The following is a 19236-nucleotide window of genomic DNA, read 5'->3' as shown; positions in this document are numbered from 1 at the left end:
CTCGATCGGCCGGCCAAGCTTCCTTCCCTCCTTCACGCCTCGTTTCCGTTTCCGTGAAAGAGGCGTGATTCTAGTCATAAGATTCATTACATGCAAGCGTATCTCGAAAATTTTTTCTCCCAGGCAATCCAATCACCGCTCCCCCATGCGGCGCTTCGGCCAGAAAGCCGCAAACCGCAGCACCCGCACGGAACAGACTAAAATGACAGGTTCCTCGCATCCAAAATTATGTCTATCTATGCGCCAGCGAACCGCTAAACGCCTCCCCCCCGATGCCGACAAATTGGTCGGCTTGTCGCTCGCGCTGTTCGCGTCCGGTAGCCGCGTCGAAGACCGCTTCTGGGAAGCCAAGCTCGACGCCCTGCTCGCGAAGATCGTGCGCAACGGCAACCAGACCACGCTCGACGCCGCGCTCGACCACCTTCAGCAGAATCATCCGGACGCCTATGGCGCGCTCGCCGACATGGCAGAGACGCATAGCGAATCGCTTGCCGTCGAGGTCGACGGCAAGCCATACGAGGCGCTTCTCGTTGCCATTCCCGTGCTCGCGTGGACTCGCTACATGATTCCGTCGGGCTCGTTGAAGGCCGAGATCGCGGACCTATTGCGCACTCATCTGCAAGCCCACGTGCTCGCGCAGGGCACGCTCGTCGCAATGGCCCCGTTTCTTTACAGCATCGACCAGTTGCCCCGTCACCACGTCGAAACCTATCGACTCGCGCAGCAGCTCGCTCATGCGGCGCTCGGCAATCATCCGGTGAAGCTCAACTTCGGCGACTTGCCCGAAACCTCGCCAATTCTCGCCGATCCGCGCTTCCTGCTTGCCGTGGCGGCCGCGCCCGCCGGCGCGCCGCTCTTTCGCTGGCAGGAAGAAGAACACGGCACGCGCATCGAGCGCGGCCAGTGCCTCGAGCAATGGTCGGCGCAAGGCGGCGCGAATCTAACGGCGGCGCTGCCCGGCTGTGAATTCGAGTGCCTGCTGCCCGATGCCTATTATTCCGCCTGCCGCGATGCCGACGAGCGAATCCGCCCGCACACCGTGCGCACGGCGATCCGCTATCTATTTGATACGACAGGCGCCGCGCCGCAGGACTTGCGCGCCGTGATCGCCGGTTTTGGCGAGCGCCGGATCGACGAATATCGGGTTGCCTTCACCCGGCGCGGCAGTAACGATGTGATCTATGGTGTCGTCTGGCCGTTGTATGGCAGGGAGAACGGCGACGCGGCCGCCGACGACGCGACGCTCGAGGCGGAAGCGCCTGTCGACGGGCCGCTCGAGGAAATCGTGACGCTGCTGAAGGAAGCGGGCATCACCGATATCCGCCGCCACCCAGGCCGGTTCGAGCCCGAATACTGCGACGATTGCGGCGTGCCGCTGTATGCCGACCCGCTCGGTGAGATCGTCCATGCGGAGATGCCGGAAGATGCGTCTCCGTCGCAGCCGCACTTCCATTAAGGAAACTTCCGCCCGTCTGCTCCACCCGAATGGCGGAGCAGACGGGGGGATGCGGTTCATCAAATTGACGATGGCGGGCAGCGTCGACGCATTGGATCAGGCGAGGGTTCGCCCCGCCGGTCCCGCCGCGCCGCTTCGGCATGAGCTATCAATGGCAGCGGCGCTTCGCGTGTAGCTATCGCTGTTCGCGCGGGCGAGCGTGTAAATCCCGCCCCGGCTCGCTTCGCACGTCGCTCAGCAAGTTTGGCTCGCTGCCCTCATTCGCTGTCGTAGCGGCCCTTTCTCTTTCTGTGCGCAACTCGTTGACGACACGCGCGTGAACCCCGTCGTCGGCTCGCTGCCACCGGCCCGGCATGAAGGCATGTGACCGAACATCGGCGTGATCGCCGGTGGGCATGCCATTGGCTCGGGCTTGACAGCAGGCAGGCCCGGGCGCCGGATCGCCTCTTGTGCTTCCCGGGCCTTTCGAACGGGCCTCTTCTTTCGATACATCCTTCGCGTCTCAACGCCACGGCCGCGGCGCGCGCGCCGCGATCGCGATAAGAGCGACGAGCGACGCGCCGAGCAGCAGCAACGACAACGCCGATGCGGGCAGGTAGTAACCACGCTCGACCTCGCCGATCACGACGATCGGCACGGTCGCGAATCCAGGCGGGTAGACAGTGAGCGTCGCGCCAAGCTCACCGAGCGACAGCGCGAAACCCAGCGCGAGGCTCGCGCGGATCGCAGGCACGAGTTGCGGCAACAGCACGCGCCACAGCACCATCGCGGGCGGTGCGCCCAGGCTCGCCGCCGCCTCGCGCAACACCGTCAATTCCGGACGCAGCGCCGCCGCCGCGCATCGGTAACAAAACGGCAGTACCAGCGCGAGCTGCACGAGCACGACGATCGCGGGCGAACTCGACAAATCGACAGGTTTCGTGTGATACGCGATCAGCACCGCGAGCCCGAGCACGACGCTCGGCACGCCGTTCGGCAACATCACGAGCGCGTCGATGAACGCGCCGATTCCGCGCCGGCTGCGCGCTTCGAGCGCGAGCGCAAGCGCGATTCCGAGCGCCGTGCCGAGCACGGCCACGCCAAGTCCGATTTCCAGGCTCGCGACCAGCGCGTCGAATTCGGGCGGACCGAGGCGCTCGTACCAGCGCAAGCTATAGCCGGCGGGCAGGATCGTGCCTGACCATTGCGCGGCCACGCTCGACAGCGCAACGACGACAACGGGCAACACGAACAGCCAGCAGCAGGCAGCGGCGGCGAATGTGACGAGCGCACGCGACGCAAGACGCGACGCCGCATCGGTCCAGCGCGGCTCGCGACGCGGCACCGCGATACGGCGCGACGAAAACTCAGCCGGCATCTCGTTCCCCTCTCAGCACGGCCACGCCGCCTCGGGCGCGTGCTTCAGCGGATAGCGGATGCCCGCCGCGATATGGCGGCGGCGGGACAAACATCGGCGCTTGCCGCCATCTTGGTGATGTCGCGGGGATATTCGCGCGGACTGCCGACGGCATCGCGCAATTGCCGCGCGAAACCACGGCGCTGGCCGCACGGTTTTCAGCCGTCACGCTGCCGTCGCGCAATACCGCCGCTCGGGCGCGTTCGTCACCCCGCATGGCGCCCGCCTTCATTCACGCGCCGGCTCATCTGCCGGTACAACGCGTAAAGCATCAGCGAGATCGCCAGCATCACGACCGAGCCGGCCGCCGCTGCAGGCAGATCGAGATCGACCGTCGCGCTGCTGTAAATCGCCACCGGCAGCGTCACGAGTTTCGCGCTGCCGAGCACGAGCAGGATGCCGAATTCGTTCAACGTCAGCAAAAAACACAGGATCACCCCCGCTGCGATTCCGGGCCACGCAAGCGGCAACACGACGCGCCGGGCCTGCATCCATCCGTTCGCGCCCAGGCTCGCCGCCGCTTCAACGAGCCGTGGATCGAGCGTGGCGAACGACGCGAGCGTCGGACGCACGACGAACGGCGTGTAGAACACCGTCTGCGCGAGCATCACGCCGCCCGTGCCGAACAAAAAATCGAGCGCGGGCGCATCGAGGCCGAACAGACGCTGTAGCGCAATGCTGACGGAGCCCTGCGAGCCGTACAGAAAAATCAGCGTGAACGCGACGAGAAACGACGGAAACGCGACATACAGTTCGAGAAAGCGCGTCACGATCGATGCGCCGGGAAACGGCCGAAAAAACAGCAGTGTCGCGAGCAGCACGCCCATCACCGACGCCGTGCCCGCGCTCAGGAACAGCACCCACAGCGTCGTGCCAAGCACGTCTCGGACGTCATGGTTTGAGAAGAACGCGCGATAGGCAGCGAGCGTCGGCCCGTGTGCGTCGCTCATGCTCAGCAGCACGAGACGCACGAGCGGATACAGCACGAGCGGTCCGAGCACGAGCGCCGCGAGCGCGACGAGGCGCAGGCTCGCGCGCCGCTTGCGGCGCCGCGCCGCCGTATCGTGTTCGGCGGCCGACGCACGCAGGCGGGCGGCATCGGCGCGCTCGCCTGCGGCGGCGCGCGCCGCGTGCGATTCAGGGTGTGATAAGGACGACATCGTCCGCCTCGCAATCGAGCGACACGCGCGCGCCACGCTCGGGCGGACGGCCGCGGCCGCGCTGTTGCATGACCAGCACGGGCTCGTCGCATGCGGCATCGAGCACGACGCTCAGCGACAACGCCGCGCCATGCCATTCGACCGATGCGATCGTCCCGTGCAGCCGCCCTTCGCCCAGCGGGCGCACGGTCAGCCGCTCGGGCCGCACGCATGCGACCTTGTCGCGCATGTCGTGGCGAGCATCGCCGAGCGCGAATACGACGCTCGGCGGCAACAGATTCGCCGCGCCGAGATAACGGGCGACAAAACCGTCGGCCGGCGTGTCGTAGAGCTGTTGCGGCGTGCCGAGTTGCGCGATCCGCCCTTCGCGCATCAGCAACACGCGATCGGCAAGCACGAGCGCATCGTCGCGATCGTGCGTCACGCACACGACGGTCAAGTTCGGCAACCGCTCGTGCAGCACCTTCAATTCGCTGCGCACCGATGCGCGCAGGTTCGCATCGAGCGCCGACAACGGCTCGTCGAGCAGCAACACATCGGGCTCGATGACGAGCGCGCGCGCAAGCGCCACCCGCTGCTGCATGCCGCCCGACAACTGCGCGGGCAAATGATGTCCGGCATCGCCCAATTGCACGAGCTTCAACGCATCCGTCACGCGCCGCGCGATCTCGCCGGACGCCATGCGTCGCGCGCGCAGCCCGAACGCGACGTTCTCGAACACCGACAGATGCGGAAACAGCGCATAGTTCTGGAACAGCAGGCCGAGATTGCGCTTGTGCGGCGGCGCGTGCGTCAGGTCTCGGCCGGCGACGCTCAGCGTGCCGCTCAGGCCGTCGGCCTTTACGAAGCCCGCGATGAAACGCAACAAGGTGGTTTTGCCACAACCGCTTTGACCGAGCACCGCGAGCAGTTCGCCCGCACCGATATCGAGCGATAGATCGTCGAGCACCGTGCGCGCGCCGTAGCGCACGCTCAGGTGCTTGATATGCACGCCTCCCGGCGCGCTCGTGCGCGGCGCCGCCTGGGGCTGCGTCGCGCCGAACGCGCCGGGAGGCGAAAGGCTCGCAGTATCCACCGGTATTCGTCCTTCGGCTTGGCCGCCGCTTATTTCGGCTTGACGACTTCGGTCTGCTTGCCCGAATCGCCGATCACTTCCTTCTTCCAACGCTCGGTCCAAACCGGCTTTTTCACCATCACGGCGTTCCAGTCGACCGGCATCAGCTTCACGCCGGCGATCGCGCGCTTGACCGCCTCGCCGTTCTTGCCGGCGAGCGGCACGTCGGTACGGCCGGGGATGCCGAACATATCCGGCACCCTTGCCTGCACGTCGGCCGACATCAGGTAGTCGATCAGTTTCTTGCCGGCGTCCTGGTTCGGGCCGCTCTTGATCAGGCCAATCGCGTAAGGAAGCTGGAACGTCGTCGGCGGCTCGCCTTCCTTCGCGGCAATGAAGATCGGCTTGATCGACAGGCCGCCGTGTTCGGCATCGTCGAGATCCATCTGCAGATCGCCATTGGCGACTGCGATCTCGTTACGCGACAGCAGCACGTTCAGATAACCCGTTCCCTTGGTGTGGAACTTCACGCCGCGCTCAAGCTTCGCGAGATAGTCGAATGCCTTGTCCTCGCCCATCAGCGCGCTAGTCAGGATGATCACGGCCATTCCGTCGCCCGCCGTTGCCGGATTCGAATACGCGAGCTTGCCGCTGTAATCGGGATGCAGCAGATCGGCGAACGTCTTCGGCTGGCTTTTCACGACGGCCGGATTGATCGCGAACGAAAAATAATTGTTGACGAACGTTGCCCAGGTGCCGTCTTCCGCTTTTGCGATCTGGGGCACATTCTTGTAATTCACGCTCTGGTACGGTTGCAACAGGCCCAGCTGGCCCGCCTGCTGAATGAAAGGCGGCAGCGTGACAATCACGTCGGCCTTCGGCGAGCCTTTCTCGACGTTCGCGCGGTTCACCACCTCGCCGCTGCCCGCCGTGACGATGTTGACTTTCACGCCCGCCTGCTTTTCGAACGCGGGCAGCACGTCGCGATACAGGTTCTCGAGACCGTCGGCCGTATACAACACGACTGCGGCCGCCTGCGCCTTTACCGCGACACCCTGCAACACCATCGCCGCGCCGGCTGCCAGCACGAGGCGGCGCCAAGCGCCGCCGCACGGGGAATTCGAATGCGTCATCTCCGCCTCTCTGTAGGGTGATTCGCGAACAGCCGAAGGCTGCGGTTTTTCGCGAAAAACGCAAGCATCACAACGTTCGATGACAGCCCCGTGAAGGCGACTGCAAATTCCGAACGGCCGCCCGTTTTACCGCGATATCGCACACGCCCCGACCGATTTTGCTCCTTACCTTTTTTCGAACAAGGAATCACCCGGCAATGCATGCATCCGATCCCATTTTGCTGACTCCCGGCCCGCTGACGACGTCGCACGCAACGCGCGAGGCGATGTTGCGAGATTGGGATGCATGGGGCGTCGATTTCACCCAGATGACCCGCAGCGTCTGCGCGGATCTCGTGCGGATCGCGCAGGGACAGGACGAATTCGTCTGCGTGCCGCTGCAAGGCAGCGGCACGTTCGCGGTCGAGGCAACGCTGGGCACGCTCGTGCCACGCGACGGCCGCGTGCTGGTGCCGAACAACGGCGCGTATTGCGCCCGGATCGCACGCATCCTGACCCGGCTTGGCATTGCGCACGTCGAGCTGGCGTTCGCGGAGCGCGAGCCGGTGTGCGCGCAAGCGCTCGACGAGGCGCTCGCGCGCGATCCGTCGATCACGCACGTGGCGCTCGTGCATCTGGAGACGAGTGCGGGTATCGTCAATCCGCTCGACGAAATCGCCGCCGTATGCGAGCGGCATCGCAAGCATTTGATTGTCGACGCGATGAGCTCGTTCGGCGCGCTGCCGATCGCGCTCGCCGGCAGCCCGATCGACGCGGTGATCTCGGCGAGCGGCAAGTGTGTCGAAGGCGTGCCCGGCATCGGTTTCGCGATCGTGAGGCGCGCGCTGTTGAGAACCTGCGAGGGACGCTCGCCGTCGCTCGCGTTGGATTTGCACGATCAGTACACGTATATGCGCGTCACGTCGCAGTGGCGCTTTACACCGCCGACGCACGTGCTGGCCGCATTGCGCGCGGCGCTTGACCAGTTCTTCGCCGAAGGCGGGCAACCGGCGCGCGGCGCGCGCTATGCGCAGAACTGCCGCATGTTGATCGACGGGATGCGCGCGCTCGGCTTCGAGCCGTTTCTCGACGCGCGCGCGCAAGGCCCGGTGATCGCGACGTTCCATGCGCCGCGCGATCACGCCTACTCGTTCCATGAGTTGTACAAGGCGGTGCGTGATGCCGGTTACTTGCTCTATCCGGGCCGGCTGACGGCGGCCGATACGTTTCGCGTCGCCTGCATTGGCGCAATCGGCGCGCAGGAGGTTCGTGACGCGGTGGCGGCGATCGGGCGGGCGCTGGATACGCTTGGGATCAGGCTGCGGTGACGCAGGGCCGGATTGTCTGGGTTGCACGCCCGCGGGGGTGTCATGCCAAGCGCTTGGCGCTTGGCGCTTGGCGCTTGGCGCTTGGCAGTTGGCAGTTGGCAGTTGGCAGTTGGCAGTTGGCAGTCGGCAGTCGGCAGTCGGCAGTCGGCAGTCGGCAGTCGGCAGTCGGCAGTCGGCAGTCGGCAGTCGGCAGCGCGGATTACAGCACGATCCGCTTGATCTCGCCGACGACGAAGATGTATGACAGCGCGCCAATCAGCGCCACCACGCCGATAAACGCAAGCGCCCCCACAAACGACCCGGTCGCCGCGACGATAAAGCCGACCACGAGCGGCGTGACGATTCCCGCGAGATTGGCCGCGAGATTGAACACGCCGCCGGTGACGCCAAGCAGCCCTTGCGGCGCGATATCGGATACGAGCGTCCAGCCGAGCGCCGCCATTCCCTGCGCGAAAAACGCGACCGACATGATCACGATCACCGCTTCGTTGCTCTTCACGTAGTTCGCCAGCACGATCGTCGACGCGAGCAGCAGCCCCGCGATGATCGGCAGCTTGCGCGCGACATTCGCCGATTTTCCCCTGCGCAACAGCCAATCCGACAGCATGCCGCCGAACATCACGCCGACCGAGGCCGCGATGAACGGCAGCACCGCGAAAAAGCCGATTTTCAGCCAGCCCAGGTGGCGCTCGGTGGCCAAATAGGTTGGAAACCACGTGAGAAAGAACACGAGCGTCGAGTTGCCGGCGAACTGACCGACGCAGATGCCCGCGAGCTGCCGCTTGCCGAGCAGTTGCCGGACCGTGCGCCAACTGAACGGCTGTTGCGTGCGCGATGCCGGCTGCTGCGCAAGGCCGCCGCCCGCATCGATATAAGCAAGCTCGGCTGCGTTCGCGCGCGGATGATCGCGCGGCTCGTGGTAGCACTTCCACCAGACGAGGCCGAACGCGATGCCAACCCCGCCGACCACCCAAAACAGCGAGCGCCAGCCGAACGCGCCCATCAACGCGAACAGCACGGGGCTCAGGAACGCCAGGCCGACGTACTCACCAACCGTATAAGTGCCGGTGGCCATCGCGCGCTCCTGCTGCGGAAACCAGGTCGCGACGACCCGGCTGTTGGTCGGAAAACACGGCGCCTCGGTCACGCCGAGGCCAAGCCGGCACCCGAGGAGCGGCGCGACGCCGTGCACGAAACCTTGCGCGAGCGTGCACGCGGACCATAGCGTCATCGACCAGTAATAGGTGAGCTTGCTGCCGAAGCGGTCGAGCAGCAGCCCCCCCGGCACCTGCGACAGCACATAGGTCCACGAGAAGGCGGAAAACATCACGCCCATCGCCGCCGCGCCGATCCCGAGTTCCTTCGTCAGCCCCGGCGCCGCCACGCCCAGCACTGTGCGGTCGAGATAATTGATCATCGTGCCGATCGCAAGCAGCGCGAGAATCCGATAGCGCGCGTTCGAGCGCGGCTGCACCACGCTGGCGGCGGCGCGGGCGGATGAGGCAGAAGTGGCGTCGGGTTGGATCGGCTGCGGCATCAGTGTCTCCTTATATCTTTGATTGAATGCAACGTCGGTTGCCGCCGTGCGGCTGCCGGGCGCACACCGGATCGCCCGGCTGTCTCGGCGCGGCTTGAGTCTTCAGCAAGCCTGCAAGCGGCTTGATCTCTAAGCCCCGCTGTCCGGCAGCGGATTTTCAGCGGCGCACGAGTGCCTGAAAATGCTCGAGCATCCGCGCCGCATCCGGCACACGGCCCGTGAAAATCTCGAATGCATCGACCGCCTGGTACACCGCCATCCCGCCACCCGGCAGCGTGCGGCAGCCGAGCGCCCGCGCGGTGCGGATCAATTCGGTTTCGAGCGGAAAATAGACGATATCGGCAATCCACAGTTCGCCGCGCAGCAGCCTGGCAGGCAGCGGCAGCCCCGGATGCTTGAGCATGCCGGTCGGCGTCGCGTGGATCAAGCCGCTCGCGGCGGCAAGCGCGTGGTCGAGTGAATCGCCCGCGCTGACCTGCGCGTGCGGAAAACGCGCCTGCAACTGCCCGGCGAGTTGCTGCGCACGCGTGGCGTCGATATCGAACAGCGTGAGCGCCGCCGCGCCCATCGTCAACGCCGCGTGCGCCACCGCCGCGCCCGCGCCGCCCGCGCCGAGCTGCACGACGCGCTCGAGCGACGCGCCCGGCAGCCCGCGCGCGAATGCCTTCGCAAAGCCCGACCAGTCGGTGTTGTAGCCTATGCGCCGCCCGTCGGCAAAGCGCACCGTGTTGACCGCGCCGAGTGCGGCCGCATCGGCCGACAGCTCGTCGAGATAGCCGATCACGCGCTGCTTGCACGGATGCGTGATGTTCAGGCCGTCGAAGCCCATTTGCTCGGCGGCCGTCAGCAGATCGGGCAACGCGTCGGCCGACAGGCGCAGCGAGTCGAGATCGATGCGGCGGTAGACATAATTGAAGCCCTGGCGGCGCCCTTCCTCCTCATGCATCGCGGGCGACAATGACGCGCCGATCCCCGAGCCGATCAGTCCGATCAAAAACGAGCGTGCGGTCATTGCGCGGCCTCCTGGGCGAACAGCGTCGCGAGCCGCTGCAGCGCGAACGCGTAGCCTTGCGTGCCGCAGCCGCAGATCACCCCGCGCGCGACTGCCGACACGAACGAATGGTGCCGGAACGTTTCGCGCTGGTGGACGTTCGAGATATGCACTTCGATGACCGGCTTGCCGAGCGCCGCGAGCGCGTCGGCGAGCGCGACCGACGTATGCATGTACGCGGCCGGGTTGATCACGATACCCTGCACGCGCTCGCGCGCTTCGTGCAACCAGTCGATCAACTGATGCTCGGCGTTCGACTGCCGGAATTCCAGCGCGAGGCCCAGCGTATGCGCGACGTCCGCGCAGAGCCGCTCGACATCCTGCAATGTTTGCGCGCCGTATATATGCGGCTCGCGCGTTCCCAGCAGATTCAGGTTTGGCCCGTTTAGGACCAGCACCTTCGGCTTGCTCATGTATGGCACTCCGGCAAAAACAGCAACGTAGGTATGTATATCAGCCGCGGCGGCGGCAAGTGCCACGGCTTGGGAATTGGACGTCAGTGTGCACGCATACGCGTACAGCGTCTGTCCGGGTTTTCTACAATTTGTACCATCTAGTTAGTTTCTATAATCGTAACTGGCCCCGGCGCGGGCACGCTTCGTCATTTGCCAGCAGGAAATCCAACCATGCAACGTTCGATCGCCACCGTCTCTTTGTCCGGCACACTCGTCGAGAAACTCAGCGCAATTCGCGCGGCGGGCTTCGACGGCGTCGAAATCTTCGAGAACGACTTGCTGTACTTCGACGGCTCGCCTGCCGACGTGCGCCGCATCGCCGCCGATCTCGGCCTGTCGATCGTGCTGTTTCAGCCGCTGCGCGATTTCGAAGGCGTGACGCCCGAGCGGCTCGTGCGCAATCTCGAGCGCGCGAAGCGCAAATTCGATCTGATGCATGAATTGGGAACGGATCGCATTCTGTTGTGCAGCAACGTGTCGCCGGACACACTCGGCGGCCACGCACTGCTCGTCGACCAGTTGGGCGCGCTCGCCGTCGCCGCGCAGCAGGCGGGCGTCGTCGTTGCTTATGAAGCGCTCGCTTGGGCGCGCGCCGTGAAGACCTACGCAGACGCATGGCAGCTTGTCGACGCGGTCGATCATCCGCACCTCGGCCTCGCGCTCGACAGCTTCCACACGCTCGCGCTCGACGATTCGCCCGACGGCATCGCGCAGATTCCGGGCGAACGGATCGCGTTCGTCCAGATTGCCGATGCGCCTCGGCTCGCGATGGACGTGCTCGAATGGAGCCGTCACTACCGGTCGTTTCCGGGTCAGGGCGATTTCGACGTCGCTGGCTTCACCGCTCGCGTGATCGAATCGGGTTACGGCGGGCCGCTGTCGCTCGAAATCTTCAACGACGGATTTCGCGCGGCGCCGACCGCCGCGACGGCATCCGACGGCTACCGGTCGCTGCTGTATCTCGAGGAGATGACGCGCGCTCGGTTGATTCAAGAGTCGAATGCCGAAGCGGGTGGGACAGCGCTCGGCGCGTCCTTGAGTGCATCGGCCGCGGGGGCGGCGGCAACGCCGACAGCGGCGGCGCAAATCTCGCCGCCCGCGCATTCGCGAACATCAGAACGAACGTCCAAGCAAACAGGCTTGCCGCCGCTGTTCGCACCGCCGCCCGCGCCCGCGCATATCGGCTTGCAGTTCATCGAATTCGCGGTCGACGCGGCCGCCGCCAGCAACGTGGCCGGCTGGCTCGACAAGCTGCGCTTTCGTCTCGCGGGGCGCCATCGGTCGAAGGACGTGATGCTGTATCGGCACGGCGCGGCGTCGATCGTGCTGAATGCCGAGCGCGATTCGTTCGCCGACGCGTTCTTCCAGGCGCACGGGCTGTCGCTATGCGCGGCGGCGTTTCGCGTCGACGATGCGCGGCGCGCGCTCGAGCGCGCAGCGGGCTACGGCTATGCGCCATTCTCGGGCCGCGTCGGCCCAAACGAGCGCGTCGTGCCGGGCGTGCGCGCGCCGGATGGCAGCCTTGAATATTTCGTCGACGAAACGCCCGGCGCGCCAACGCTTTACGAATCGGATTTCGTGCTGACCGACATCGACGGCCCCAGCGAAGTCGGCCCGATCATCGGCATCGATCATGTCTGCCTCGCGCTGCCCGCCGACGCGCTCGACGCCTGGGTGCTGTTCTTCAAGACCGTGTTCGGCTTCGAGGCCGAGCGCAACTGGCTGGTACCGGACCCTTACGGGCTCGTCAGGAGCCGCGCGGTGCGCAACGCGGACGGCTCGGTGCGCATCGCGCTCAATGCGTCGGTGGACCGGCACACGGCGCTCGTCGAATCACTGCATCGCTATCGAGGCTCGGGGCTCAATCACGTCGCGTTCCGTACCGACGACATCGCCGCGGCCATCGCCGAATTCGCGGCCGACGGCGTGCCGTTCCTCCGCATTCCGCGCAATTACTACAACGATCTCGCCGCGCGCTACGCGCTGCCCGACGCCACCATCGAACGCTTGAGCCGGCACAATTTGCTGTACGACCGCGACGAGACGGGGGGCGAATTTCTGCATGCTTATACCGAGTTGATCGATAACCGCTTCTCGTTCGAGCTTGTCGAGCGGCGCGGCGGCTACGACGGCTACGGCGCGGCAAACGCGGCGGTGCGGCTCGCCGCGCAGGCCCAGCGCAGGAAGTGAGCGGATCGCGGGCGTGGCGCGGGCGATGAGTGCCGCGTCTGGCGGCGCATCGCTGTCGAGCCGTGCCTGCTACGGACGGGGGTGCTGCCGGTGCGCGTAAGGCGCACTAGCGCACTGGCCCAGTTGGGTGCTGGGCGCTAAGCAAGACATCCGGCTGCGCCGCACTTTCGTCCGACGATTTCGGCGCGGCCATTCAGGCTGAAACCGTGCTGCACCGCACACCTCGGCCCCGCTTGCGTCGATGGCGCGTGCCACAGGCCCGAGACAGCACCTGCGGCACAACACGCGCCGGCCTCGGCGCAGCCCGGACTCGCTTTGATCAGGCCATGCAGTTTGACGCAGGCGCAAGCCGTCCGCCCCGCCCTTTCACGAACGCTTTAAGCATCGCTTAAGAAAGCCACGGCACCATCCGTCCCAATGTCCGCATAGGAGAATGGAATGACCCCTGTCGACGATACGTCTGCCGCGGGCCAAACCGCCGCGCCCCCCGCCAAATCGAAAACGATGCTGCGCCGCCTGCTGAGCCATCACGAAATCGCGACGCTGCTGATCATGCTGCATGCGCCCATCGGCGCAAACGCCAAACCTGAGCTGCCTGCGCTGCAGGAAGCTGGTCTCGTCGAACGAATCAGCTCCGATGCCGATTCGTCGCCGGCCTTTCGTCTGACGGAAAACGGCACGGCCGTGCTCAAAGGCCTCGGCTACCGTTGATTTTTCCGGCCTGCGGTTCCGCCCCTCGAACCCGAATCCCCACCTCGTCGCGCACGCCGGCCCGAAGCCCAGCGCGCGGTGCAAGTGTGCCCGCCTACGTGCCACCCTCCCGCAACGCGAGTCGATACTCGGTCGGCGTGACGCCTACCGTTGCCTTGAATTGCCGCGTGAACGCGCTGTGATCGGTATAGCCGCATAGCGCCGCGACGTCCGTGACCTTGTCGTGCGTGACGAGAAACGCTGTCGCGGCATCGAGGCGCGCTTTCAGCAGCATCTGCCGCGGCGTCAGATGAAATACCTTGTGGAAATAGCGTTCGAGCTGCGCGACCGACATCCCCGCCATTTGCGCGAGATGCTTGAGGTTTGGCGGCTGCGCGTAATGCTCGTGGATATGGCGCACCACGTCGGCGATGCGGCTGTAGGCCGGGTGCGAACTCTCGTGCGCGCGCAGGTCGCGCGACAGCCCGGCGATGCCGACGATGCGCCCGCACGCATCGCGCAGCGGCTCCTTGCAGGTCAGGCACCAGCCAGGTTCGCGGCCCGCGTACAGATGCAATTCGAGCTGGTCGGCAAGCGGCCGGCCGCCGCCGATGATCACGCGGTCCTGCTCCGCATAGCTGCGCCCGAAGCGGATCGGAAAGACTTCGGCGGCGGTCTTGCCGTATAACGCGCGTTTGTCCTTGTAGCCGCAGCGTTGCGCGAGCGTGCGGTTCACCAGCGCATAGCGCGCATGCGCGTCCTTGACGAAGAACGCGACGTCGGGAAGCGCATCGAACACCGGTTCGAGCTGAGTGAAGTGCGCAAGCAGCGCAGCGAAGCCGCCGTCGCTCGTATGGTCCGATGTGTCGTCCGGCCGGAGGGCGGACGAGGTTGCAGGCGGCATGGCAAGCAAGGTCATCATGGAAGACTCGTGTATCGGAACACGGATGGCGTCGATTATAGGAGCCGTCACAGCAGCGATGAAGCGGCGACCGAAGCTGCCGCTTCAGGGCGCGGCCCGCTTCGGGCCGCGCACGGCAGTCCCACGCAATGCAGCCGCTCGGCGTCAAGCTTCGGCGCGGGCGTCATCGCAAGCCAGGCTGCCGATCCGCGCCGGCGAGAACGGCTCGCGCGGCGCCGCCTCGTCCCAGCCGAAATACGCGTGCGCTGCCGCGCCGCACACCCGCCCCTGGCACGCGCCCATCGCGCAGCGCGTAATCAGCTTCGCGTCACGCGCCGATGCATGCGCGCGCACCGCGCCGATCGTCACGTCCTCGCAGCGGCACAGCAGCGTGTCGTCGGGCGGCAGCGCGCGGGCGGCAGCGCCAAGCGCAAACGTATCGGCGACACGGGCCGCGAAGCGCCGCCACGCATCGCGGCGGCGCAGCAGCGCGGCGGCCCGCCGGCGGCCAGCGGGCGTCGCATCCGCGCCGCTCGCGGCAAGCCCGGCCAGTTCCCCTTCGATCCGCGCAAGCTCGACGCCGCCCACTCCCGTACATTCGCCCGCCGCATAAATACGCTCGACCGACGTGCGCTGCGCGCCGTGCGTCGCGATCGCGCCATCGCGCACCTCGCAGCCGAGCGCGCGCGCGAGCGCGACATTCGGCACCAGGCCGAAGCCGCATGCGAGCCGGTCGCAATCGAGCGTTTCGCGCGCACCGCCGCGCTCGATCGTGACCGCGCGCACGCGAGCGCCGCCATGTGCGGCGCCTACGACGCTGCCCGTCAGGTAGCGCGTGCCGACGAAACCGCGTGACAAATGCACGGCCTGCACCAGCTTCGCCGGCGCCGCCGCGAGCGACAGCACAAAGCGCGCAAGCGCGGCGCGCGGCGCCTGTTCGACGAGCGCGACGACCTGCGCGCCCGCCGCCCGCGCCGTTGCGAGCGATGCGATCAGCAACGGCCCGCTGCCCGCGATCACGACGCGCTCGCCCCGCACTGGCAAGCCGCCCTTGATCAGTGCCTGCAAGCCGCCCGCGCCCGTCACGCCTGGCAGCGTCCAGCCGGGAAACGGCAGCAGCAGTTCGCGCGCGCCGCAGCACAGAATCAGCGCTCGATAGTCGAGCAGCAGCGCGCGCTGCGCGTCCTCCAGCAACAGCGCGCCGGGCCGAGGCGCGGCGACGACGCGCGTGAGCGCGAAATAGCGCACGCCCGGCTCACTCAGCACGCCGAACGCAGCGGCGGCCGGCGCCGGTGGCACGACCGCCGGCCCTTGCCGCCAGATCTGCCCGCCCGCGCGCGGATTGTCGTCGATGACCGCGACCGTCCGGCCGCCGCGCACGGCAGCCCGCGCCGCAGCCAGCCCCGCTGGCCCCGCGCCGATAATCGCGACGTCGACGCTGCGATGTTCGTTCATCATCTCGTTCGCTCCACCTGCATGCCTTCGCGGCAAAGTGTCTGGCATGCGAGCATGCGCCGCCCATCGACCGTCACCCGGCATTCGTGGCAAATCCCCATCCCGCAAAAAGGCGCGCGCGCGGTGCCGCCGCAGGATGTGCGGGCCGTATCGTCGCCGCTCAGCGCAATCGCGGCCGCGACGGTCATGCCGTCGGTCACGGCCAGCGCGCGGCGGTCCAGATAAATGATCATTGCAACGCTCCACTTGCCGCGACGCCTGGCGCCGGCAAGAAACGCCCCGGCAAAAACGGCTCGGCGTCGATCGCCGCGCGCTCGCCGAACATCCTCGCGGCCAGCACGCGCGCGCTGCCAGGCGCGGTGGTCACGCCGAGCCCCTCGTGGCCGAGCGCGAGCCACAGGCCGGGCTGTGACGGATGCTCGCCGAGCAGCGGCAGGCCATCGGGGCTGGCCGAGCGAAAGCCGGTCCATGCGCGGATGCCATTGAAATCGGCGAGCGCGGGCAAATAATGGATCGCGCGGCGCAGCATCCGCCTGAGCACGGGCATCTCGACGCCCGGCTCGTCGGTGCCGAACTGCCGCGACGAGCCGATCAACAACTGGCCGGTGGGCCTGGGCTGCACATTGAATGCGACCGACGTGCCGCCGCTCGCGTGCGCGCTCGCCGCATAGCCCAGCTCGACGAGTTGATGCGACACCCGCGCCGGGTAGCGGTCGGTGATCACCAGATGCCCCTTCTTCGGCATTAGCGGCAGCTCGGGCAACAGTTCGCGCGCCGCAACGCCATTCGCGACGACGACGTGCGCCGCGCGCAGCGTGCGGCCGCCGTCGAGCGTCACGCTCGGACCATCGACGGCCACCGCCTTCGCGCGACGCACCGTCACGCCCGGCAACCGGGACAGCAGCCATTGCGCGGCGGCGGGCGCGTACAGGATGCCGTCGCCGGCAATCCTCAGCGCGCCGCCGAGATCCGCGCGCAGCATCGGCTCGAGCGCGCCGAGCGCGGCGCGTCCGATCAGCTCGCCCGCCACGCCGTGCTCGGCGAGCGTGGCTTGCTTCGCGCGCGCGAGGTCCATCTCGTGCGCATCGGCCGCGAGCCACAGCGTGCCGCAATTGCGGTATGCGCATGCGTCGGGCATCGCATCGCGCAGCGCGTTCCACAGCCCGATCGAGTAATGCGCGAGCGCCAGTTCGGCGGCGCTGCCGTCCATCGCGACGAGGTGGCCCATCCCCGCGCCGGTCGCGCCGCCCCGGCCGTCATCGACGACCAGCGTGCGCAGCCCGCGCAGCGCAAATTCGTGCGCGCACGCGGCGCCGACGATGCCCGCGCCGATCACCACGACGTCGGCCTCCGAATCACGCGCGACGCTCACGAAACGATGCCCCAGCCGAATGGATCGTCATCCTCGATCACGAGCGTCGCCTCGGCGCTCAGGTGCGCGCGGCCGCGGATCGTCGGCACGACGCCGCCTTCGGCGGGCGCGTAGCTCGCCGAGAACACGCTGCCGATCACGCTCGCCTGCCGCCATGTCGCGCCCGGCGCAAGCTGGCCGTCCGCAGCCAGGCACGCGAGCTTCGCGCTCGTGCCGGTGCCGCACGGCGAGCGGTCGTAAGCGAGACCCGGGCATAGCACGAAGCTGCGGCTGTCGTACTCGGGATCGTCGGCAAACAGCTCGATGTGATCGATTTGCGCGCCACCCTCACCGCTCACGCCCGCGCGCTCCAGGCTCGCGCGCAGCGCCGACGCGTAGGCGCTCAGCGCCGCGACGTTGTCTGCCGCGACGCGCTGGCCGTGATCGCTGACGAGGAAAAACCAGTTGCCGCCCCATGCGATATCGCCCGTCACCGCGCCGTGCCCCGGCACGTCGACCACGACGCCCTGCCGGTACCGATACGCGCGCACGTTGCGCACGCTGACCGACAGATCGTCGTGCAGCGTCGCGTCGACGTCGCCCACGGGCGTCTCGATCCGGTGCACGCCCGGCGCGATACGGCCCAGATGATGCAGCGTGCGCACGACGCCGATCGTCCCGTGCCCGCACATGCCGAGATAGCCGGCGTTATTGAAGAAAATCACGCCCGCTGCGGCGCTGGCCGAAACCGGCTCGCACAACAGCGCGCCGACCAGCACGTCGCTGCCGCGCGGCTCGACGATGCACGCGGTGCGGTAGCGGTCGTGCTCGCGCGCAAGCGTCGCGAGACGCTCGGCCATCGAAGCGTCGCCCAGCGCCGGAAAACCGTCTACGACAACGCGTGTGGGCTCGCCGCCCGTATGCGAATCGATGATGTGGATGCGCTTCATATTGCGTCGATTCGAGGTGGAAAGGTGCATAGCTTCCCGCGTCGGACGTCCGGCCGCTTGTGGGTTTTCGATGATGCGCGCGACGAAATCGGCACAATCGGGCGGCTGTGCCGATTTCATCCTTTCACGGTTGGAAAAGCCTCAAGCGCCACGGCTTTTCGACGGCAATACTGGGTGCCGCACCGACGGTTTGCGTCGGCCATTCCATTCGAACGCAGGAGATTTTCAGTGAGCGGTCACGCCATTCAATGGAGCGGGGTGTTCCCCGCCGTCAGCACTCAGTTCAAGCCGGACTTTTCCCTGGACGTCGACGCGACGCACCACGTCGTGCAAAACCTGGTGAACGACGGCGTGTCGGGCCTCGTCGTCTGCGGCACGGTCGGCGAGAACACGTCGCTCAATACGTCGGAAAAACGCGCGGTGATCGAAGCGGCGCGCGATGCCGCGGGCGGCAAGGTGCCGGTGATCGCCGGCATCGCCGAATTCACGACGCAGTTCGCATGCGACACGGTGCGCGAGGCGGCGCGCGCCGGCGTCGACGGCGTGATGGTGATGCCCGCGCTCGTCTACTCGGCCACCCCGCGCGAGACGGCCGCGCACTTTCGCGCGGTCGCGGCAAGCACCGATTTGCCGGTGATGGTCTACAACAACCCGCCCGTCTACAAGAACGACGTGACGCCCGACGTGCTGATCGCGCTTCAGGATTGCGACAACATCGTCTGCTTCAAGGATTCGTCGGGCGACACGCGCCGCTTCATCGATCTGCGCAACGCGCTCGGCGATCGCTTCGTGCTGTTCGCGGGGCTCGACGACGTGGTGCTCGAAAGCATTGCGCTCGGCGCGCAAGGCTGGGTATCGGGGATGTCGAACGCGTTTCCGAAAGAAGGCGAGACGCTGTTTCGCCTCGCCAAGCAGAAACGCTTCGAGGAGGCGCTCGCGCTGTACCGGTGGTTCATGCCGCTGCTGCACCTCGATGCGCGGCCGGATCTCGTTCAGTGCATCAAACTGTGTGAAGAGCTGGTGGGCCGCGGCAGCGCGCTCACACGCCCGCCGCGCCTCGCGCTGCAAGGCCAAACGCTCGACGAGGTAAAGGCGGTCGTCGCGCAGGCGCTCGCGAATCGCCCGGCGCTGCCGGACGTCGGTCTTTGAG

16 protein-coding genes and 2 pseudogenes are annotated in these 19236 nt (G+C 66.9%); 6 read left to right on the top strand and 12 right to left on the bottom strand.

Features of this window, described 5'->3' with window-relative positions; all coding sequences use genetic code 11:
* Positions 1-238 precede the first annotated feature (238 nt).
* Complete coding sequence (locus tag WS68_RS00435; RefSeq protein ID WP_059568939.1) at positions 239-1456, top strand: DUF2863 family protein; 1218 nt, start codon at positions 239-241, stop codon at positions 1454-1456.
* Positions 1457-1958: 502 nt separating this feature from the next.
* Here the strand turns inward: WS68_RS00435 and phnV are convergent.
* From phnV to phnS, 4 genes are all read right to left on the bottom strand, one after another.
* A complete protein-coding gene (gene phnV, locus WS68_RS00430; protein ID WP_059568938.1) occupies positions 1959-2813 on the bottom strand; it encodes a 2-aminoethylphosphonate ABC transport system, membrane component PhnV in 855 nt (284 codons plus the stop codon).
* A 245-nt stretch (positions 2814-3058) separates the two neighbouring features.
* Entirely contained in the window at positions 3059-4012 is a 954-nt protein-coding gene (phnU, locus tag WS68_RS00425; RefSeq protein WP_059568937.1) for a 2-aminoethylphosphonate ABC transporter permease subunit, read from the bottom strand.
* Positions 3990-5087, bottom strand: coding sequence for a 2-aminoethylphosphonate ABC transport system ATP-binding subunit PhnT (gene phnT / locus WS68_RS00420; protein WP_059568936.1), 1098 nt, complete (start codon positions 5085-5087; stop codon positions 3990-3992). Before phnT ends, phnU begins: the two co-directional genes overlap by 23 nt.
* A 29-nt stretch (positions 5088-5116) precedes the next feature.
* A complete protein-coding gene (phnS, locus tag WS68_RS00415; RefSeq protein WP_059568935.1) occupies positions 5117-6199 on the bottom strand; it encodes a 2-aminoethylphosphonate ABC transporter substrate-binding protein in 1083 nt (360 codons plus the stop codon).
* 197 nt (positions 6200-6396) lie between these two features.
* Here phnS and WS68_RS00410 point away from each other — a divergent pair, with 197 nt between their 5' ends.
* Positions 6397-7506 (top strand): 2-aminoethylphosphonate--pyruvate transaminase, encoded by a 1110-nt coding sequence (locus tag WS68_RS00410; RefSeq protein ID WP_059568934.1) that lies wholly within the window; start codon positions 6397-6399, stop codon positions 7504-7506.
* A gap of 199 nt (positions 7507-7705) precedes the next feature.
* On the opposite strand, the gene WS68_RS00405 is transcribed toward WS68_RS00410, so the two are convergent.
* From WS68_RS00405 to aroQ, 3 genes are all read right to left on the bottom strand, one after another.
* Entirely contained in the window at positions 7706-9043 is a 1338-nt protein-coding gene (locus WS68_RS00405; RefSeq protein WP_059568933.1) for an MFS transporter, read from the bottom strand.
* Positions 9044-9200: 157 nt separating this feature from the next.
* Positions 9201-10055, bottom strand: a complete 855-nt coding sequence (locus WS68_RS00400; RefSeq protein ID WP_059568932.1) for a shikimate dehydrogenase — start codon at positions 10053-10055, stop codon at positions 9201-9203.
* Complete coding sequence (aroQ, locus tag WS68_RS00395; RefSeq protein WP_059568931.1) at positions 10052-10507, bottom strand: type II 3-dehydroquinate dehydratase; 456 nt, start codon at positions 10505-10507, stop codon at positions 10052-10054. The genes WS68_RS00400 and aroQ overlap by 4 nt, the downstream gene beginning before the upstream one ends.
* A 213-nt stretch (positions 10508-10720) precedes the next feature.
* Here aroQ and WS68_RS29505 point away from each other — a divergent pair.
* The 3 genes and pseudogenes from WS68_RS29505 to WS68_RS00385 form a co-directional block, all read left to right on the top strand.
* Positions 10721-11537, top strand: a pseudogene (locus tag WS68_RS29505) (sugar phosphate isomerase/epimerase family protein); the annotation flags it as partial.
* Positions 11538-11689: 152 nt separating this feature from the next.
* Positions 11690-12739: pseudogene (locus WS68_RS29500) on the top strand (4-hydroxyphenylpyruvate dioxygenase family protein); the annotation flags it as partial.
* 438 nt (positions 12740-13177) lie between these two features.
* Positions 13178-13450: a hypothetical protein gene (locus WS68_RS00385; RefSeq protein WP_059568929.1), complete on the top strand. Its 273-nt coding sequence runs from the start codon at positions 13178-13180 to the stop codon at positions 13448-13450.
* Positions 13451-13544: 94 nt separating this feature from the next.
* On the opposite strand, the gene WS68_RS00380 is transcribed toward WS68_RS00385, so the two are convergent.
* The 5 genes from WS68_RS00380 to WS68_RS00360 form a co-directional block, all read right to left on the bottom strand.
* Complete coding sequence (locus tag WS68_RS00380) at positions 13545-14333, bottom strand: helix-turn-helix domain-containing protein (protein ID WP_442857138.1); 789 nt, start codon at positions 14331-14333, stop codon at positions 13545-13547.
* A gap of 162 nt (positions 14334-14495) precedes the next feature.
* A complete protein-coding gene (locus WS68_RS00375; protein ID WP_059568927.1) occupies positions 14496-15788 on the bottom strand; it encodes an NAD(P)/FAD-dependent oxidoreductase in 1293 nt (430 codons plus the stop codon).
* Entirely contained in the window at positions 15785-16018 is a 234-nt protein-coding gene (locus WS68_RS00370) for a 2Fe-2S iron-sulfur cluster-binding protein (RefSeq protein ID WP_059568926.1), read from the bottom strand. Before WS68_RS00370 ends, WS68_RS00375 begins: the two co-directional genes overlap by 4 nt.
* The gene (locus tag WS68_RS00365) at positions 16015-17157 is read right to left on the bottom strand and encodes an NAD(P)/FAD-dependent oxidoreductase (RefSeq protein ID WP_059568925.1); all 1143 of its coding nucleotides are present in this window, start codon (positions 17155-17157) and stop codon (positions 16015-16017) included. Before WS68_RS00365 ends, WS68_RS00370 begins: the two co-directional genes overlap by 4 nt.
* On the bottom strand, positions 17154-18086 hold the full coding sequence (locus tag WS68_RS00360; RefSeq protein ID WP_059568944.1) for a 4-hydroxyproline epimerase: 933 nt from the start codon (positions 18084-18086) through the stop codon (positions 17154-17156). Before WS68_RS00360 ends, WS68_RS00365 begins: the two co-directional genes overlap by 4 nt.
* A gap of 228 nt (positions 18087-18314) precedes the next feature.
* On the opposite strand from WS68_RS00360, the gene WS68_RS00355 reads away from it, so the two are divergent.
* Positions 18315-19235 carry a dihydrodipicolinate synthase family protein gene (locus WS68_RS00355; protein WP_059568924.1) on the top strand — a complete coding sequence of 307 codons (921 nt, stop codon included), beginning with the start codon at positions 18315-18317 and terminating at the stop codon, positions 19233-19235.
* Position 19236 lies beyond the last annotated feature (1 nt).

It is taken from the genome of Burkholderia sp. TSV86 (assembly GCF_001522865.1).
GTDB lineage: Bacteria > Pseudomonadota > Gammaproteobacteria > Burkholderiales > Burkholderiaceae > Burkholderia.
The sequence above is the reverse complement of the archived record's forward strand: the minus strand, read 5'-3'. Positions and strand labels throughout refer to the sequence as shown.

What these genes read in the sequence shown, in the direction of transcription:
- WS68_RS00435 (WP_059568939.1), top strand. Translation starts at nt 239, where the DNA reads ATGCGCCAGCGAACCGCTAAACGCCTCCCCCCCGATGCCGACAAATTG.
- WS68_RS00385 (WP_059568929.1), top strand. Translation starts at nt 13,178, where the DNA reads ATGACCCCTGTCGACGATACGTCTGCCGCGGGCCAAACCGCCGCGCCC.
- WS68_RS00380 (WP_442857138.1), bottom strand. Translation starts at nt 14,333, where the DNA reads ATGCCGCCTGCAACCTCGTCCGCCCTCCGGCCGGACGACACATCGGAC.
- phnU (WP_059568937.1), bottom strand. Translation starts at nt 4,012, where the DNA reads ATGTCGTCCTTATCACACCCTGAATCGCACGCGGCGCGCGCCGCCGCA.
- WS68_RS00370 (WP_059568926.1), bottom strand. Translation starts at nt 16,018, where the DNA reads ATGATCATTTATCTGGACCGCCGCGCGCTGGCCGTGACCGACGGCATG.
- WS68_RS00400 (WP_059568932.1), bottom strand. Translation starts at nt 10,055, where the DNA reads ATGACCGCACGCTCGTTTTTGATCGGACTGATCGGCTCGGGGATCGGC.
- WS68_RS00405 (WP_059568933.1), bottom strand. Translation starts at nt 9,043, where the DNA reads ATGCCGCAGCCGATCCAACCCGACGCCACTTCTGCCTCATCCGCCCGC.
- phnV (WP_059568938.1), bottom strand. Translation starts at nt 2,813, where the DNA reads ATGCCGGCTGAGTTTTCGTCGCGCCGTATCGCGGTGCCGCGTCGCGAG.
- phnS (WP_059568935.1), bottom strand. Translation starts at nt 6,199, where the DNA reads ATGACGCATTCGAATTCCCCGTGCGGCGGCGCTTGGCGCCGCCTCGTG.
- WS68_RS00360 (WP_059568944.1), bottom strand. Translation starts at nt 18,086, where the DNA reads ATGAAGCGCATCCACATCATCGATTCGCATACGGGCGGCGAGCCCACA.
- aroQ (WP_059568931.1), bottom strand. Translation starts at nt 10,507, where the DNA reads ATGAGCAAGCCGAAGGTGCTGGTCCTAAACGGGCCAAACCTGAATCTG.
- WS68_RS00410 (WP_059568934.1), top strand. Translation starts at nt 6,397, where the DNA reads ATGCATGCATCCGATCCCATTTTGCTGACTCCCGGCCCGCTGACGACG.
- WS68_RS00375 (WP_059568927.1), bottom strand. Translation starts at nt 15,788, where the DNA reads ATGATGAACGAACATCGCAGCGTCGACGTCGCGATTATCGGCGCGGGG.